Source organism: Aeromicrobium sp. JJY06 (assembly GCF_044069275.1).
In the GTDB taxonomy this organism is placed as follows: Bacteria; Actinomycetota; Actinomycetes; order Propionibacteriales; family Nocardioidaceae; genus Aeromicrobium; species Aeromicrobium tamlense.
The window spans coordinates 1,549,000-1,564,267 of record NZ_JBIMRD010000001.1 but is presented as its reverse complement, the minus strand read 5'-3'; the positions used below and the strand labels follow the sequence as shown (position 1 = coordinate 1,564,267).

Annotated in this window: 12 protein-coding genes and 1 riboswitch; of the genes, 6 read left to right on the top strand and 6 right to left on the bottom strand. The window is 71.6% G+C overall.

Annotated elements, in window-relative coordinates; translation table 11 throughout:
* Positions 1 to 10 precede the first annotated feature (10 nt).
* The 3 genes from ACGWYL_RS07675 to ACGWYL_RS07665 form a co-directional block, all read right to left on the bottom strand.
* Positions 11 to 868, bottom strand: coding sequence for a hypothetical protein (locus tag ACGWYL_RS07675; RefSeq protein WP_395486861.1), 858 nt, complete (start codon positions 866 to 868; stop codon positions 11 to 13).
* Positions 865 to 2,391 (bottom strand): hypothetical protein, encoded by a 1,527-nt coding sequence (locus tag ACGWYL_RS07670; RefSeq protein WP_395486860.1) that lies wholly within the window; start codon positions 2,389 to 2,391, stop codon positions 865 to 867. The genes ACGWYL_RS07675 and ACGWYL_RS07670 overlap by 4 nt, the downstream gene beginning before the upstream one ends.
* Positions 2,392 to 2,495: 104 nt before the next feature.
* Positions 2,496 to 2,572, bottom strand: a riboswitch (cobalamin riboswitch).
* A 164-nt stretch (positions 2,573 to 2,736) separates the two neighbouring features.
* A complete protein-coding gene (locus tag ACGWYL_RS07665; protein ID WP_179426681.1) occupies positions 2,737 to 3,510 on the bottom strand; it encodes an endo alpha-1,4 polygalactosaminidase in 774 nt (257 codons plus the stop codon).
* A gap of 61 nt (positions 3,511 to 3,571) precedes the next feature.
* Here ACGWYL_RS07665 and ACGWYL_RS07660 point away from each other — a divergent pair, with 61 nt between their 5' ends.
* Both ACGWYL_RS07660 and ACGWYL_RS07655 read left to right on the top strand, forming a co-directional pair.
* Positions 3,572 to 5,464, top strand: coding sequence for an acyl-CoA dehydrogenase (locus ACGWYL_RS07660; protein ID WP_395486859.1), 1,893 nt, complete (start codon positions 3,572 to 3,574; stop codon positions 5,462 to 5,464).
* Between the two features lie 142 nt (positions 5,465 to 5,606).
* Positions 5,607 to 6,368, top strand: coding sequence for a hypothetical protein (locus ACGWYL_RS07655; RefSeq protein WP_179426685.1), 762 nt, complete (start codon positions 5,607 to 5,609; stop codon positions 6,366 to 6,368).
* Between the two features lie 68 nt (positions 6,369 to 6,436).
* Here ACGWYL_RS07655 and ACGWYL_RS07650 read toward each other — a convergent pair whose 3' ends face one another.
* Positions 6,437 to 6,925, bottom strand: a complete 489-nt coding sequence (locus ACGWYL_RS07650; protein ID WP_179426687.1) for a MarR family winged helix-turn-helix transcriptional regulator — start codon at positions 6,923 to 6,925, stop codon at positions 6,437 to 6,439.
* A 113-nt stretch (positions 6,926 to 7,038) separates the two neighbouring features.
* Here ACGWYL_RS07650 and ACGWYL_RS07645 point away from each other — a divergent pair, with 113 nt between their 5' ends.
* The 4 genes from ACGWYL_RS07645 to ACGWYL_RS07630 are packed head-to-tail and all read left to right on the top strand — an operon-like array spanning position 7,039 to position 10,914.
* Positions 7,039 to 8,055, top strand: coding sequence for an iron-siderophore ABC transporter substrate-binding protein (locus tag ACGWYL_RS07645; RefSeq protein ID WP_218845931.1), 1,017 nt, complete (start codon positions 7,039 to 7,041; stop codon positions 8,053 to 8,055).
* A complete protein-coding gene (locus ACGWYL_RS07640; RefSeq protein WP_395486858.1) occupies positions 8,052 to 9,086 on the top strand; it encodes a FecCD family ABC transporter permease in 1,035 nt (344 codons plus the stop codon). The genes ACGWYL_RS07645 and ACGWYL_RS07640 overlap by 4 nt, the downstream gene beginning before the upstream one ends.
* The gene (locus tag ACGWYL_RS07635) at positions 9,083 to 10,120 is read left to right on the top strand and encodes a FecCD family ABC transporter permease (RefSeq protein WP_395486857.1); all 1,038 of its coding nucleotides are present in this window, start codon (positions 9,083 to 9,085) and stop codon (positions 10,118 to 10,120) included. The genes ACGWYL_RS07640 and ACGWYL_RS07635 overlap by 4 nt, the downstream gene beginning before the upstream one ends.
* Entirely contained in the window at positions 10,117 to 10,914 is a 798-nt protein-coding gene (locus ACGWYL_RS07630; protein WP_395486856.1) for an ABC transporter ATP-binding protein, read from the top strand. Before ACGWYL_RS07635 ends, ACGWYL_RS07630 begins: the two co-directional genes overlap by 4 nt.
* 107 nt (positions 10,915 to 11,021) lie before the next feature.
* On the opposite strand, the gene ACGWYL_RS07625 is transcribed toward ACGWYL_RS07630, so the two are convergent.
* Positions 11,022 to 14,249 carry an Ig-like domain repeat protein gene (locus ACGWYL_RS07625; protein WP_395486855.1) on the bottom strand — a complete coding sequence of 1,076 codons (3,228 nt, stop codon included), beginning with the start codon at positions 14,247 to 14,249 and terminating at the stop codon, positions 11,022 to 11,024.
* Between the two features lie 175 nt (positions 14,250 to 14,424).
* A complete protein-coding gene (gene menB / locus ACGWYL_RS07620; protein ID WP_179426699.1) occupies positions 14,425 to 15,246 on the bottom strand; it encodes a 1,4-dihydroxy-2-naphthoyl-CoA synthase in 822 nt (273 codons plus the stop codon).
* Between the last annotated feature and the right edge of the window lie 22 nt (positions 15,247 to 15,268).

Genomic DNA, 15,268 nt, shown 5'->3' with positions numbered 1-15,268 from the left:
CACCGCGCCCTCAGCCCGCCCGGCGGCGGTACCAGACCACTCCCCCCGCGGCGGCCAGCACGACCACCACGGCGGCCGCGGTCGCGAGCGCGGCGCCCGAGGTCGCATCCGACCCCTCGGCCGCGGTCGGCTGCACGGCGGGCGCGCCAGCAACGTCGTCGTCCGTCCCGGCCGAGGCCGCGGGAGCCGACGCACTCGGGGTGGCGGTCGAGGCGCTCGCGGACGGCGTCGCCGTCGAGGGGGACGGGGTCGCCCCCGCCGACGCGCTCGCCGTGGCCGAGGGAGCCGAGGAGGCCGGGCTCGCGGCCCGCGTCGAAGGCGTCGACCGCTTCGGAGTCGACGCCTTCGACCCCTGCTCCTTCGAACCGGGCTTCGGGCTGGCGGAGGTGGGACGCGAGGGCGGAGGCGTGGGGGCGGGGGCCGCCACCGGGGGCTTGACCGAGGGCCACGTCCGCGACGAGGAGTCCTGGAACACGAACGCGACGGAGCCGCCCTGCGGCACCTTCAGCGCGGTGACGCCCAGACTCGAGTAGGTCCAGCTTCCGGTCTTGCCGTCCGACCAGAACAGGCCCCAGTAGGCGTCCACGGGCGAGGCCTCGACGCACGGGTCCGACGCGGGCGCGCCGTTCACCTGGCAGACGAAGCCGGGCGCGCGCGACGCGTACCTCAGCTGGTGCCCCGCGTCGACGAAGTTGTTCGCGGCGCGTCCACCGCCGTCGGCGTCGCAGCCGACGCTCGACCCGACGACGACCGTGACGCCCGTCCCGCTGGTGCACGCGGCCGCGTGCGCGGGGGCGCTGAGCGCCGCCGGCCCGGCGGCGACCCCGAGGAGGGTCGCCGCCAGGAGGCGATGGACGAGACGGGTCACTTCACGATCCGGAAGACCCGCACGCCGTTGCGCTCGGCATAGGCGCCGCGGACGATGACCTTCGTCCGGCCGACCTTCTTGCCGACCTTGAGGCGATACGTGTAGCTGCCGGCCTTCGACGCGACGCCGCGCTTGACGAGCTTGCCGCGGTAGTAGACGCGCACCGGCTCGCCGGCGACGAGGCCGCGGACGACGACCTTCTGCACCTTGGCGCGGCGCACCGTCGACTTCGACGAGACACGCAGCTTCTTGGCGGCCAGCACCTGCACCGAGGAGGTCGCGACGGCGCGGCCGGTGGCGTCGCCGACGACGACCGCACGCTTCGCGGTGCCCTTCGGGGCGCGCACCGTGAACGTGGCGCGACCGGCGGACGGGACGACGGCGCGGGCGGAGGTGCCACCCGAGACGCGAGCCGTGCTGCTCCAGCCGGCGGCCAGACCGCTGGCGGTGACCTTCAGGGTGCTGCCCGAGCGCACGTACTTGGGCACCGACACCGTGACCTTCGGCGCGGAGAGCAGCGCGAGCGCCGGGGCGGCCTGCGCCGAGGCGCGGATCCACTGGTCGATCGCGAACTCGTCGATGCCGTCCTCGCGGCCGGCGGCCAGCGCGGCTCCGTCGTAGGCGACCGCGCCGCGCTCGGACGCGAGCTTGCCGCCCGTGGCCTCAGTGACCTGGTGGCGCGCGACATACGCGGCGGCCTTCGCGGCCTCGGTGGTGCGGCCCGCACGGGCGAGCGCCGTCGCGGCGAGGCCCGTGGAGTTCGTGTTGGCCACGCCGTTGCCGACGAACGAGCCGTCGGCGGCCTGCGCCGCGACGATCGCGGCGACGGTGCGGTCGACGACCGCCGCGTCGACGGTGATGCCCGCGGCGCGCGCCTCGAGGAGCGTGTGCAGCGCGGCGGTCGTGGTGTCGATCTCCGGCACCTCGGGGCACGGCGCGGTGAGCACCTGGCGGAAGGTGCCGTTCTCGCACTGCTGCGCGGCCACGTAGCCGACCGACGCGGCGGCCTCGTCGCTGTCGCCCGCGATCAGGCCGCGGGTCGCGAAGGTCTGGCCGAACAGCCCGTAGGTGTCGGCGGACTCGCCGGTCTCGTCGTTCGTGGCGGCCTCGATGTCGGCCACCAGGTCACGGCCGCCGACCGAGGTCACGTCGCCGCCCGCGGCGTCGACCGCGAGGGCGAGCTTGCCGGCCGAGCCGGGGTAGAACGTCGTGACGCCCTCCCACGTGGACTCGACGTACTCGTCCACGCGCGACGTCACCGCGGTCAGGATCTGCTGCTGGGCCGCCGGCTGGACGTCGAGGGCACGCAGCGCGGCCAGCACGTCGAGCGTCAGCCCGAAGTCGTCGTAGTCCCACTGGTCGTTGTGGACGACGCCGCCGGTCAGCTGGGCGGCGAGCCACGTGCCGGCCGCGGAGGTGGAGGGCGTGGGGGCCGCCGAGGCGGTGGGGGCGACGGCGGTGGACAGCGCGACCGCGCCGCCTGCGAGCACCGCGAGGGCGCGTCGACGCAGGGGTGTTCTCATCAGGGGTCCTTCCCGCTGCATCGGACGGGAAGGGGCCTGATCGTCGTGCGACCTCGGCTCCGCCCGCTGCGTTCCTCGACAGCGTGTGGTCGGTTCCGACAGGCAGGTGCTCCGGCTCGCCGACCCGTCTCGGGCGGTCTCACGGTTGCGGGTCAGCGCCGGATTCGCACCGGCTTCCCCTGGCACTGCGGAAGGTGTGTGGTTGTGGGGAGCAGGCTAACAGGCTCCGGCCCTCCCCTTTTCCGCGTCCCGCGGACCAGATGTGCAGCGGTGTCCACCGCTTTCCGGCCGATCCGCCGCCGAAATGGTGAAGACCGCTACAGATCTCGCGCGGCGGAGCCGTGGTCAGCAGGTGCGGTAGCGGTGGCCGGGGGCGCCGCGGGGGACGACGTCGCGGTCGCGCAGGAGTACCGAGATCCGCGAGCCGCGGGCCTTGCAGGCGCGCAGGAACGCACGCCGGCCGTTGTCGGTGTACTCGACCTCGATCACGCGGCGGCCGTACAGGCGCGTGTAGCGGCCACACTCGCGGTAGACCTCGCACTCCTCGGCGATCGCGAAGTCGAAGCCGAGCCGCCGGCCGTTCAGCTGGGGCGTGTTCTTCTGCGCGATCGCGAGCCCCTCGGCGTGCGCCGCGAGGACCAGCCGCTTGGCGAACGCCTTCGCCTGCGAGCCTTTCAGCAGCCCCTTCGAGCGGGTCCACGAGTCGAGGTTGTCGGGCTCGACCGCGCGAAAGCCCCGGTCGGCGCAGTCGGCGAACCAGCGCCGCGCCACCCCCGCCGCGACCGTGCGCTTGCGCGCCGAGCGCAGGTCCAGCAGCACCTCGTCGGGCCAGCCCGGGTCGCGCACGACGCGGCCCTTCCGGTCGCGCAGCAGCAGTCCCGGGTGGTGCTTCTTCCACCACCGCAGCGAGCCCGGCTGGGTCTGGAACGCGTTGACGTAGCAGACCGAGTAGACGCCGGGGGCGGGCTGCTCGGTGCGGTCGCGCACCACGATCTCGACCTTGGCGGCCGGACGGTAGGCGCCGCCGAGCTGGTAGTCGGCCACGCCGCCCGCCGGCGGGGGCGTGACGGGCGTGATCGCGGCGACCAGCGCCAGCAGCACCGAGGACAGGAACCCCATGCCCTCAGGAGTACCAGTCCTTCACCGTGTCGTCGTGGGCGGGCGCCACTAGCCTGTGCGCATGAGTCTCGGTGAGGAACTTCGACGGTCCATCGACGGCAAGTGGCGTCACGTGCGCGAGCAGAGCCGCATCGAGCTCGCGAGGCTCGACCTGGCCTACGACCACTCGCTCACCCTCGACGAGGCCCGCGAGCGCGTGCTCGACCAGATGAAGCAGCTCGTGCCCACCGGGATCCCCGCCGCGGGCTTCCGCACGGAGAACGGCGGCACGGGGGATCCGGGCATGGCCGTCACGGGCATCGAGATGCTCGCGCAGTTCGACCTCTCGCTCATGGTGAAGGCCGGCGTGCAGTGGGGCCTGTTCGGCGGCGCGATCGAGAACCTCGGCACCGAGCGCCACCACGAGAAGTACATCCCCGCGCTGATCAACCTCGACCTGCTCGGCTGCTTCGCGATGACCGAGACGGGTCACGGCAGCGACGTGCAGAGCCTCGAGACCACGGCGACGTACGACCCCGCGACGCAGGAGTTCGTCGTGCACTCCCCCACGCCGTCGGCGCGCAAGGACTACATCGGCGGGGCCGCGAAGCACGCGCGCGTGGCCGCCGTCTTCGCCCGACTCGTCACGCTCGGCGAGGACCACGGCGTGCACTGCTTCGTCGTGCCGATCCGCGACGAGGCCGGCGACGACCTGCCCGGCGTCACCACCAGCGACTGCGGCCACAAGGGCGGCCTGGGCGGCGTCGACAACGGCCGCATCATGTTCGACCAGGTGCGGATCCCGCGCGAGAACCTGCTCAACCGCTACGGCAACGTGGACGAGGGCGGCACCTACTCCTCCCCGATCGACAGCCTCAACGCGCGCTTCTTCACGATGATCGGCACGCTCATCCGCGGCCGTGTCAGCGTGGGCGGCTCGGCCCGCGCCGCGGCGGAGGTCGCGCTGAGCATCGCCACCCGGTACGCGCTCCAGCGCCGTCAGTTCGAGGGCGTGCCGGGCGAGGAGACGGTGCTGCTCGACTACCGGATGCACCAGAGGCGCCTGCTGCCGCTGCTCGCCGAGGCCTACGCCTTCCGGTTCGCCCACAACCAGCTCGTCGCGCGCATGCACCGCCTCCAGACCGAGGCCGATCCCGACGCGCACGCCCAGCGCGAGCTCGAGGGCCGCGCCGCCGGCCTGAAGGCCGCGCTCACCTCGTTCGCCACCCGCGCGATCCAGGAGTGCCGCGAGGCCTGCGGAGGCGCGGGCTACCTCTCGGAGAACCGCCTCACCACCCTCAAGGCCGACAGCGACGTGTTCACCACGTTCGAGGGCGACAACGTGGTGCTGCTCCAGCTGGTGGCCAAGGAGCTGCTGACCTCGTACGCCAAGGAGGTCACCGGACTCGACCCCGTCGGCATGGTGAGGTTCGCCGCCGGCACCGTCGCCGAGACGGTCAAGGAGCGCACCGCCGCGGCCCAGCTGATCCAGCGCCTCATCGACGCGCGCTCGCGCGACGACGACCACAACCTGCTCGACCGCGGCACCCAGCTCGACCTGTTCGAGGACCGCGAGCAGCACGTCATCGAGACCGCGGCGCGTCGCCTGCGCCGCGCCGGCGACGACCGGGGCGCCGCGTTCGAGATGTTCAACGCCGCACAGGACCACGTGGTCAAGATCGGCCAGGTCCACATCGACCGCGTCGTGCTCGAGGCGTTCACCGCCGGCATCGCGCGGTGCGAGGACGAGGAGGCCGCCGACGTGCTGCGCGACCTGTGCTCCCTCTACGCCCTCACCGTGATCGAGCGGGACAAGGCGTGGTTCATGGAGCACAACCGCATCAGCGACACCCGCGCGAAGGCCGTCACCACCGAGATCAACGCCCTGCTGGAGAAGCTGCGGCCGCACGCGCTCGCGCTGGTCGAGGGACTCGGCGTGCCCGAGGAGACCCTCGGCGCCGCCATGCTCGACTGATGTGACCAGTGGGACTGATGTGACTTCTTCGCCCGTGCGCGGATGAACACTCGGCATCGACTTGCCGGTTGAGCAGGACCATCCGGCGGGGCCGTGGCAGACTGAGCCTGCCAATTCACACATTTTCGTCTCGGGGAGAAAAATGAACCGAACCTTCACGAAGGTCGCGCTGGCCGCTGCGACCGCCATGACGCTGTCGCTGGCAGCGCCGATCTCGGCCCACGCCGACGAGTCGGCCACCGCCAAGCGCGGCAGCGTCTCCACCGCCGTCGACGCCCCCCGCGCGGCCTCCGCCGCCACCGGCTCCGTGCGCTTCACGACCTCGGCGGTCCTGACCAGCAGCAAGCAGACCTACGCCAAGACCCGCGCCGGTGTCGCGGTCCCCGGCTCCGTCAGCTGGTCCGTCCGCGCCGACATCTACGTCAACGGCGTCGTCCGCGTGCGCGACGAGCTCGTCGGCACGAACAGCTCGCCGAACCTGAGCGCCTGGTGGCCCCGCGCCTCCGGCTACGGCAAGGCCCAGATGCGCAACGTCCGCGTCACGTCGTACGACGCGAACTACAACTCCACGGTCACGCGCCTGCCCGACAGCAACGTCATCGCGATCCGTCGCAGCACGGGCTACCTGCCCTCCGCGACCATCGTGAAGCGCGGCTCGAAGCTGACGATGAAGGCCAAGAACTGGCGCGTCTACCAGCCCAACGGCAGCACGGTCCGCGTTCCCAAGATCACGGTCAAGCGCTACTACAAGGGCAAGTGGCGCAACGTGAAGCACATCAAGCTGAACCGCAACGGCCACGGCAAGGTCAGCTGGAAGTCGAAGAAGAAGTACAAGTACCGCGTCTACCTGAAGACGACCTCCACGGTCCAGGGCACGTTCCTGTACTGGCCCCGCAAGATCTGAGGCAGTCGCCTCGCACCGGACGCCGGTCCACCCTCGGGTGGGCCGGCGTTCGCCGTTCCCGGGGCCGGTCAGCTCCAGTCGTCGCGGCGCAGCGGCGTGAGCAGCTCGTGGATCGTGCGCTGGTCCTGCGCACTGACGCCGCCGACGCCGAAGTCGAGCGCGGTGAGCGCCTCGGTGGCCGCGTCGAGCACCTTGAGGCCCGCGGGGGTCAGCGAGGCCAACACGCGGCGCCGGTCGGCGGGGTCGATGTTGCGGTCGACGAGGCCGTCCGCGACGAGCCGGTCGATGACGTTGGTGACCGAGGTCGGGTGCACCATGAGCCGTTCGCCGATCTTCGACAGCGGCAGTGAGCCCGAGGAGCTGAACGACAGCAGCCGCAGCACCTCGTAGCGCGCGAACGTGATGCCGAACGGCTTGAGGGCGCCGTCGAGCCGGGCCAGCACGATCTGGTGGACCCGCATGATCGAGGTCGCGAGGCGCATCGAGGTGGCGTCCCCGATGCGCTCCTCCCACAGCTCCCCGGCGCGCTCGAGCGGGTCGAAGTCCAGTCCTGGCATGGACCCACCGTAGCCACCCGGAGCACCCCGTGTTCGCAGGGCGGATGCCGGTGGCGTCCCAGGTGGGCGTACGGTTAGGCTTGGCTTACCTACACGTCACGAAAGGCACTCCCTTGCGTCTCGCACCCCTGCTCGCTGCTGCGGCACTCGCTCTGAGCCTCGCCGCCTGCGGCTCCTCCGACGACGATTCGAACGACGCCTCGGGTGCGTCGGGCGAGGGCTTCCCCGTCAGCGTCAAGCACACGTTCGGCACGACCGAGATCGAGTCCGAGCCGCAGCGCGTCGTCGCCGTCGCCTGGTCGAACCAGGACACCGCGCTCGCGCTGGGCGTCGTGCCGGTCGCGATGCCCAAGGTCACCTACGGCGACGACGACACCGACGGCCTGCACCCGTGGGTCAAGGACAAGATCGACGAGCTCGGCGGCGAGACGCCCGCCCTCTTCGACGAGACCGACGGCATCGACGCCGCCGCCGTCGCGAAGGCCGAGCCCGACCTCATCCTCGCGGTCCACTCGGGCCTGACGAAGGAGGAGTACGAGACCCTCAGCAAGATCGCGCCCACCGTCGCCTACCCCGACAAGGCGTGGGGCACGCCGTGGCGCGACGCCATCGAGCTCACGGGCCAGGCCCTGGGCAAGACCGACGAGGCCGACCAGCTGATCGGCGACCTCGAGCAGCAGATCTCCGACGCCGTCGCGAAGCGCCCCGAGATCCAGGGCAAGAGCGCCGTCATGAGCTGGATCGACCCGAGCGACCTGAGCAAGATCGGCTACTACACGGCGTTCGACACCCGCGCCACGTTCCTGAACGACCTCGGCCTCGAGACGCCCGAGTTCGTCGAGAAGGCCTCGGCCGACACCGACCAGTTCTTCCTCGAGATCAGCGCCGAGAAGGCCGACGAGCTCGCGGGCGCCGACATCTTCGTGGGCTACGGCGACGACGCCGCACTCAAGAAGGTCCAGGCCGACCCGCTGCTCGGCAAGGTCCCGGCCTTCGAGCGCGGCAGCGCCGCGCTGCTCGAGGACAACACGCCGCTCGCCGCGGCCGTGTCGCCCTCGGCCCTGTCGATCCCGTGGATGCTGGACGACTACGTCACCCTGCTCGCCGACGCGGCTGCGAAGGTGAAGTGACGACGACGACCGACTCCGCCGTGGGGGGTGCCGCGCAGACGCGGCGCCCCCCGTGGTGGTTCCTGGTCAGCCTCGTGGCCCTCGTGGCCGCGGTGCTCCTCTCCGTCGCGTTCGGCGCCCGCGTCGTCAGCCTCGGCGAGGTCTGGGACGCCCTCACCACGGGCGGCGGGGACGACGTCACCTCGGCCGCGATCCGGTCGCGCGTGCCGCGCACGATCCTGGCCGTGCTCGTCGGCGCCGCCCTCGCGATGGCCGGCGCGGTGCTGCAGGCGGTCACCCGCAACCCGCTCGCCGACCCGTTCATCCTGGGCATCAACTCCGGTGCCTCGCTGCTCGTGGTCATCGGCATCGCCTTCGCCGGCGCCGCCACGATGCCCGAGTACATCGCGTTCGCGCTGGCGGGCGCCGCCCTGGCGGCCGTGTTCGTCTACGTCGTGGGCTCGCTCGGACCCGGCGGTCCCACCCCGCTGAAGCTCGCCTTGGCGGGCGCCATCAGCACCGCGGCCTTCACCTCGCTGTCGAGCGCCATCCTGCTGCCGCGGATCGACGTCATGCGCGTGTTCCGGTACTGGCAGGTCGGCAGCGTCGGCCGCGCCGAGAACTCCGACACGCTGCTCGTGCTGCCGATCCTCGTGGTCGGCGCCGCGATCTGCTTCCTGTCGGCCCGCTCCCTGAACATCCTCGCCCTCGGCGACGAGGCCGCCGCCGGTCTCGGCGTCTCGGTGGTGCGCACCCGCCTGCTGGCCGCGGCCGGCGCGATCGTCCTGTGCGGCGCCGCCACGGCGCTCGCCGGGCCGATCGGCTTCGTGGGCCTCATCGTGCCGCACCTGTGCCGCCTCGTCGTGGGCGCCGACCACCGCTGGCTGCTGCCCATCTGCGCCACCGTGGGCGCCATGCTGCTGACCGTCGCCGACGTCGTCGGCCGCGTGCTCGGCCGCCCCGGCGAGATCGACGTCGGCGTCATCACCGCCCTCATCGGCGGCCCCGTGTTCCTATGGGTCGTCCTGCGTCGCACCGGAGGTGCGTCATGACCCTCCTGACCGCACCCGAGCGGGTCCACGCCGCACGCACGCGCGGCGCCCGCCGCGCCACCTCCGCCATCGTCGCGCTGGCCGTCATCCTCGTCGTGCTGTTCGTCGTGTCCCTCGCCGCCGGCGACCCCGTGTACTCGCTCGGCGACGTGTGGCGCGTGCTGATCGGCGAGCAGGTCCCGGGCGCGTCCTTCATCGTCGGCGAACTGCGACTGCCGCGCGCGGTGCTGGCGATCACCGCCGGCGCCTCGTTCGGGCTCGCGGGCATCACCTTCCAGACGATGCTGCGCAACCCGCTGGCCAGCCCCGACATCATCGGCATCACCAACGGCGCGAACGCGGCCGCGCTGTTCGGCATCGTCGTGCTGGGCGCCGGCACCCTCGCCGTCTCGATGGGCGCCGTGGTCGCGGGCATCGCCACCGCCGCCCTGATCTACGGCCTCGCCGCCAGCGGCAAGGCCGTGGGCACCCGGCTGATCCTCGTGGGCATCGGCATCGCGGCGATGCTGCACAGCGTCACGTCGTACCTGCTGGTCTACGCCAACGAGCTCGACCTGCAGCGCGCCATGCGCTGGCTCAACGGCAGCCTGAACCTGGCCTCGTGGGACACCGTCCTGATCGCGGCCGTCCCGTTCGTGCTGCTCACGCCGATCCTGCTGCTGCTGGGTCCGCGCCTGTCGCTGCTGCGCCTCGGCGAGGACCTCGCGGCCGGGCTCGGCGTGCCGGTCGAGGCCACCCGGCGGATGCTCGTGCTGGTGGCCGTGGCGCTGGCCTCGTTCGCCACCGCCGCCACCGGACCGATCCTGTTCGTGGCGTTCATGTCCGGGCCGATCGCCACGCGCCTGGTCGGCCACCGCGGCTCGCTCATGGTGCCGTCGGCGCTCGTCGGCGCCACCCTCGTGCTGGCGGCCGACCTCATCGGGCAGTACGCGTTCGACACGCGCTACCCCGTCGGCGTCATCACCGGCGCGCTCGGCGCCCCGTTCCTGATCTACCTGCTCATCCGCACCCAGCGCACGGGAGGCTCCCTGTGACCACCAGCCTGACCACCGAGTCCCTGACCCTCGCGTACGGCGACCGGCCGATCGTCTCCGACCTGAGCCTGTCGCTGCCCGCCGGGAGGATCACGACGATCGTCGGCGCGAACGCGTGCGGCAAGTCCACCCTGCTGCGCGGCATGGCGCGTCTGCTGCCGGCGCAGTCCGGTCGCGTCCTGCTCGACGGCAGCGACATCCACTCGATGCCGACCAAGCAGGTGGCCCGCCGCCTCGGCCTGCTGCCCCAGTCGCCCATCGCGCCCGAGGGCATCACCGTGGCCGACCTCGTGGCACAGGGCCGCCACCCGCACCGGCGCTCGTTCGCGCGCTGGACACCGGCCGAGGACGCGATCGTCGCCGACGCGCTCGAGGCCACCGGCGTGCTCGAGCTGGCCGACCGCGTCGTCGACGAGCTCTCGGGCGGCCAGCGCCAGCGCGTGTGGATCGCCCTGGCGCTCGCCCAGCAGACCGAGGTGCTGCTGCTCGACGAGCCCACGACGTTCCTCGACGTGTGCCACCAGGTGGAGGTCCTCGACCTGCTCACCGACCTCAACCGCTCGCGCGGCACGACGATCGCGATGGTGCTGCACGACCTCAACCTCGCGGCGCGCTACGCCGACCACCTCGTCGCCGTGGACCGCGGGCTGATCCACGCCCAGGGCACTGCCGAGGAGGTCCTCACGCAGGAGACGGTGAAGATCGTCTTCGGTCTCGACGCCCGCGTCGTCGAGGACCCCACCAGCGGCCGGCCGATGATCCTGCCGCTGGGCCGCCACCACGTGCGCGCCTGAGCGGAAGCGCAGTTTCCCCGGTTAAGCGGGGAAACCGTCACTTCGCGAGGTTTGCAAACCTCGCGAAGTGACAGGAAACCCACTTAACCGGGGAAACTGTCAGCCGGTCAGCGGACGCGCACCGTGGTCGCCCGGTAGACCGGGGCGAACAGGGACGAGCCGTTGTAGCGGACCGCCACGGCGCGCTTGCCCTGGGCGGACTTCAGCGTGACCGTGGCCTTGCCGTTCTTCAGCGTGACCGTCTTGGTCGACGAGCCGACCTTGACCCGAACGGTGCCCGTGGGCGTGCCCGCCGAGGACTTCACCGTGACCGTGACCTGGACGCGACCCTTGCCGAGCGCCTTGGCCTTGATCCCGGCCCGGGTCGCCGCCTTGGCGACCTTGACCGTGGCCACCGCCGAGGTGGAGGCCGCGAAGCCCGAGTCCGCCGCGGGGACGAAGCGGGCCGTCAGGCGACGGGTGCCGGGCTTGAGACCCGAGATCCGCAGCGTCGCGGTGCCACCGGACAGGGCGCGGGTCGCGAGGACCTTGGAGCCCTCGCGCACCTCGACCGTGCCGCTCGGCTTGGTCGCGCCGGGCGCCGTGACCGACACCGAGGCGTTGATCGCCTTGCCGTAGGTCGCCGTCGCCGGGACCTTCAGGGTCGTGGTCGTCGCCACGTCGGGCGCCGGCGCCGGGACGCCCTCACCCTCGGGCGCGGCCCAGAACAGCGCGCGAGCCGCCTGGCTCTGACCGCCCTTGGTGTGCGTGCGGTAGACCGGCGAGGTGCCGAAGACGAACGCCTTCGCACCCGACGGCAGCGCGGCCGACACCGCCGCCGGCTGGCCGCCGGCGTTCAGCGGACCGTTGTTCGCGTTCGTCGCACGCCAGTGACCCGCCAGCAGCGGGTTGCCCTCGGCGTAGCGCTGCTCGACCTTCACCGACTCCGGCAGGCCCGTGAACCACGTGGCCGGGTACACGAACGCGTACTTCTGCGCGTACGGCGCGAGCACGCCGTCGCCGGCCGTGTCGATCGTGACGATGCCGTTGCCGGAGTTGTTGCCGGCCACGGCGGTGCCGCTCTCGAAGATGCCGAACGTCCGCGCCGTGTTGAAGGCACCGGCCGCGCGGCCGACGATGCTGCCGCCGGCGTTCACGAACGCCTGCACGGCGTCGCGACCCGCGGTCTGCGAGTCGTTGAACGTCAGCGCCGAGCCGAGCCACAGGACGTCCACGCCGTCGAGCAGCGCCGGGTTGGCGGTGATCGTCGCGGCCGTGAGGACCTGGAGGTCGTCGAAGCCGAGCTGCGTGAGCGAGAGCAGGTCGTCCTGGTTGCCGGTGTAGCCGATCTTCAGGTCCTTCAGCCCGCGCGTGGCCTCGTCGGACAGCTGCGCGATCTCGGCCGACGTCGCCTTGTCGACGTCGACGTCGAACTCCTGCGCGGCGTCCTCCAGGGCCTCCTGGGCGTCGGCCGCGGCGACGATCGCCGAGCCGTCCGCCAGGACCGAGACGGGGATCTCGTCCTCGAGCAGCGCGTTGAGCGTGCGGAAGTCGTTGACGCCCGCGAGCTCGAACGTGAGGTACTTCCCGGAGGCGACCTTGCCGTCGGCGTTGCCCGTGGTGACCTTGGTGCTGGCGGGCAGCGTGCCCTGGCCGGTGGTGCCGACGGAGTCGACGTCCACGCCCCACAGGTGGCCCCAGCTCCACGCGGACACGTCGTACATGCTCAGGATCCCGGGCTTGTTCGAGATGTCCGACCCGGGCGCCAGCAGCGCGTGCGCCAGGTTGCGGTTCGGCTGCGACATGTCGACGACGTACGAGCCGGCCGGGTACGAGGTCCCGTCCAGCGTCGCGGCGGCGTCGAGACGACGGACGGCGATGTTGTGCTTGATCAGGCTCGCGACCAGCGTGCGGGCGTCGGACAGCGAGCGCTGACCCTCACCCACCGGGATGACGAACGCCCGCGGGTACTGCACGGTCGTCTGGTCGTCCGAGTCGTTCCAGAGGGGCTTCCACTGGTCCGGACCGGGCACGTCGGCGATGTTCGCCTGCGTGAGCGCGACGCGCTCGGCGCCGACGTTGGCGCGACGGAAGAACTCCATCTGGTCGGCCAGCATCGCGTCGTCGTTGGACTTCACGTAGTCGACGATGCTCTTCATCGTCTGCTCCGCGACGGCCACGTTGATCGTGGCGCTCGCCGGGGTCTGCGAGCTGCCGTTGGGGCGCGTCTTCGGCAGCTCGACCGTGTTGCTGACCGAGCCGGTGAAGGCGGCGTACTGCGCCGTGAAGATCGGCGGGAAGTCGTCCCAGCCGGTCGGGGTGTCGCGGTACGGGATCTTGATGTGGTCGGTGTCGTCGCTGGTGTTCTCCGGGACGACCTGGCCGGTCACCACGTTGTAGTACGTGTTGCCGGGGATCTCCGCGTCGACGACGTCGCGCTCGACCTTCAGCGCCGCGGCGTACGCGTGCGGGATGAACAGGTCGTACTCGTAGTCGTCACCGTGCGGCGGGCCGCAGGGCTCGATCTGCAGGACGCTCGTGTAGCCGTGGAAGTCGGCGGCGTAGAGCGCCTGCACGGCGTGGGCCGTGCGGACGAACGACGCCGACTCGGGCGTCGTGTTGGTGATCATGTCGCGGTTGGCGTCGAGGTTGAGCGCCGTGGGCCGCTGGCCGATCGTGCGGCCGTCGGGGTTCAGCACCACGCTGAAGTAGAGACGGTGTCCGCGCAGCAGCGCCTTGACGTCGTTCCACGGGGCGGTGGCGAGCTCCTCGATGTAGTCCAGCGACGCGTCGGTGCCCTCCCACTCGTTGCCGTGGATGTTCGAGCTGATCCAGATGGGGGTCTTGTAGCCCGACTTGAGCGCCGTGTCCGTGGCCGCGGCCTCGGGGTTCGTGCGGATCTTCTTGCGCCACGCGGTCTGCTGCGCCGTCTGGTCCTCGTCCTCCGGAGCCGTCACGGTGACCAGGTAGAGCTGACGGCCCTGCGTGGACTCGCCGACGATCTGGGTGGAGATGCGGTCGGACGCGCGCATCAGCGACTGCAGCCGCGGCGCGATGTCGTCGTACCCGATGAGGTTGCCGGTGTCGGCCGCGTCCGGGGTGGAGTCCGGATAGACCTTCAGCTTGGGCTGGAACGGGTAGGACGAGGGCATCGGCAGCGCGCCCTCGGGGTCGTCGTCCTCGGCCGCGGCACGCGCGGCCTTCGCCGTGAGCGACCCGGCGTTCGGGGACTCGGGGGCGGAGCGGACGGTGATGCCGGGCGGTGCCGGATCGGCGGCTGACGCCGGGGGTGAGCCCAGCAGCGTGGCCAGGAGCGTGACGCTCGCGGCCGTGGCGAGCATTCGTGTGGTGCGCACGGACAGACTTCCCTTCGGACAGTCCGGCGGGCCTCGGGCGTACTCGCCGGCACAGGGGGGTGACCGCATTGTTGCGTCAGTCACCCTGATGGGGGAAGCGTAAGTTGTGCTTCAGGGCCGATTGTCACGCGAAATTGACGCGTGAAACCGTCCCGTCACACTCACTTTCGAAAGCTCAGGAACGACGCGGGAACTGGGTGAAGTCCGGCGTCCGCTTCTGCTTGTAGGCGTCGCGGCCCTCCTGCGCCTCGGCCTGCCCGTAGAACAGCAGGTTGGCGTCGTGGGCCAGCTGCTGGATGCCCGCGTAGCCGTCCTCGTGGGCGTGGAAGCTGAGCTTCGACAGGCGCAGGGCCCACGGCGACAGCGCCAGCATCTCGCGGCACCACTTCAGGGTCTCGGCCTCGAGGTCGGCTAGCGGCACGACGGTGTTGACCAGGCCCATCGAGAGGGCCTCCTGCGCGTCGTACTGACGGCACAGGAACCAGATCTCCTTGGCCTTCTTGGGGCCGACGAGGTCGGACAGGATGCTCGCGCCGTAGCCGCCGTCGAACGAGCCGACGCGCGGGCCCACCTGACCGAAGCGGGCGTTGTCGGCCGCGATGGTCAGGTCGCACACGAGGTGCAGGACGTGGCCGCCGCCGATGGCCCAGCCGGCCACGGACGCGACGATCGGCTTGGGGCAGCGACGCATCTGCACGTGCAGGTCGGTGACGTCGAAGCGGCCGGTGGCGCCCTCGTCGGACTTGTAGCCCGAGTCGCCGCGCACGCGCTGGTCGCCACCGGAGCAGAAGGCCTTCTCGCCCTCGCCGGTCAGGACGATGACGCCGACGGACTCGTCGTCGCGCGCCATGGAGAGAGCGCGAGAGATCTCCTGGATCGTCTGCGGGCGGAACGCGTTGTGGACCTCGGGGCGACAGATCGTGATCTTCGCGATCCCGTCCTGCGTCGTCTCGTACCGGATGTCCGTCCACTCGCCCGCGGCGCTCCACTCAGTCATGGAATCCACCCTAGGGTGGACT

Coding starts and splice junctions, on each gene's coding strand:
- ACGWYL_RS07670 (WP_395486860.1), bottom strand. CDS start 2,391: ATGAGAACACCCCTGCGTCGACGCGCCCTCGCGGTGCTCGCAGGCGGC.
- ACGWYL_RS07665 (WP_179426681.1), bottom strand. CDS start 3,510: ATGGGGTTCCTGTCCTCGGTGCTGCTGGCGCTGGTCGCCGCGATCACG.
- ACGWYL_RS07660 (WP_395486859.1), top strand. CDS start 3,572: ATGAGTCTCGGTGAGGAACTTCGACGGTCCATCGACGGCAAGTGGCGT.
- ACGWYL_RS07655 (WP_179426685.1), top strand. CDS start 5,607: ATGAACCGAACCTTCACGAAGGTCGCGCTGGCCGCTGCGACCGCCATG.
- ACGWYL_RS07650 (WP_179426687.1), bottom strand. CDS start 6,925: ATGCCAGGACTGGACTTCGACCCGCTCGAGCGCGCCGGGGAGCTGTGG.
- ACGWYL_RS07635 (WP_395486857.1), top strand. CDS start 9,083: ATGACCCTCCTGACCGCACCCGAGCGGGTCCACGCCGCACGCACGCGC.
- menB (WP_179426699.1), bottom strand. CDS start 15,246: ATGACTGAGTGGAGCGCCGCGGGCGAGTGGACGGACATCCGGTACGAG.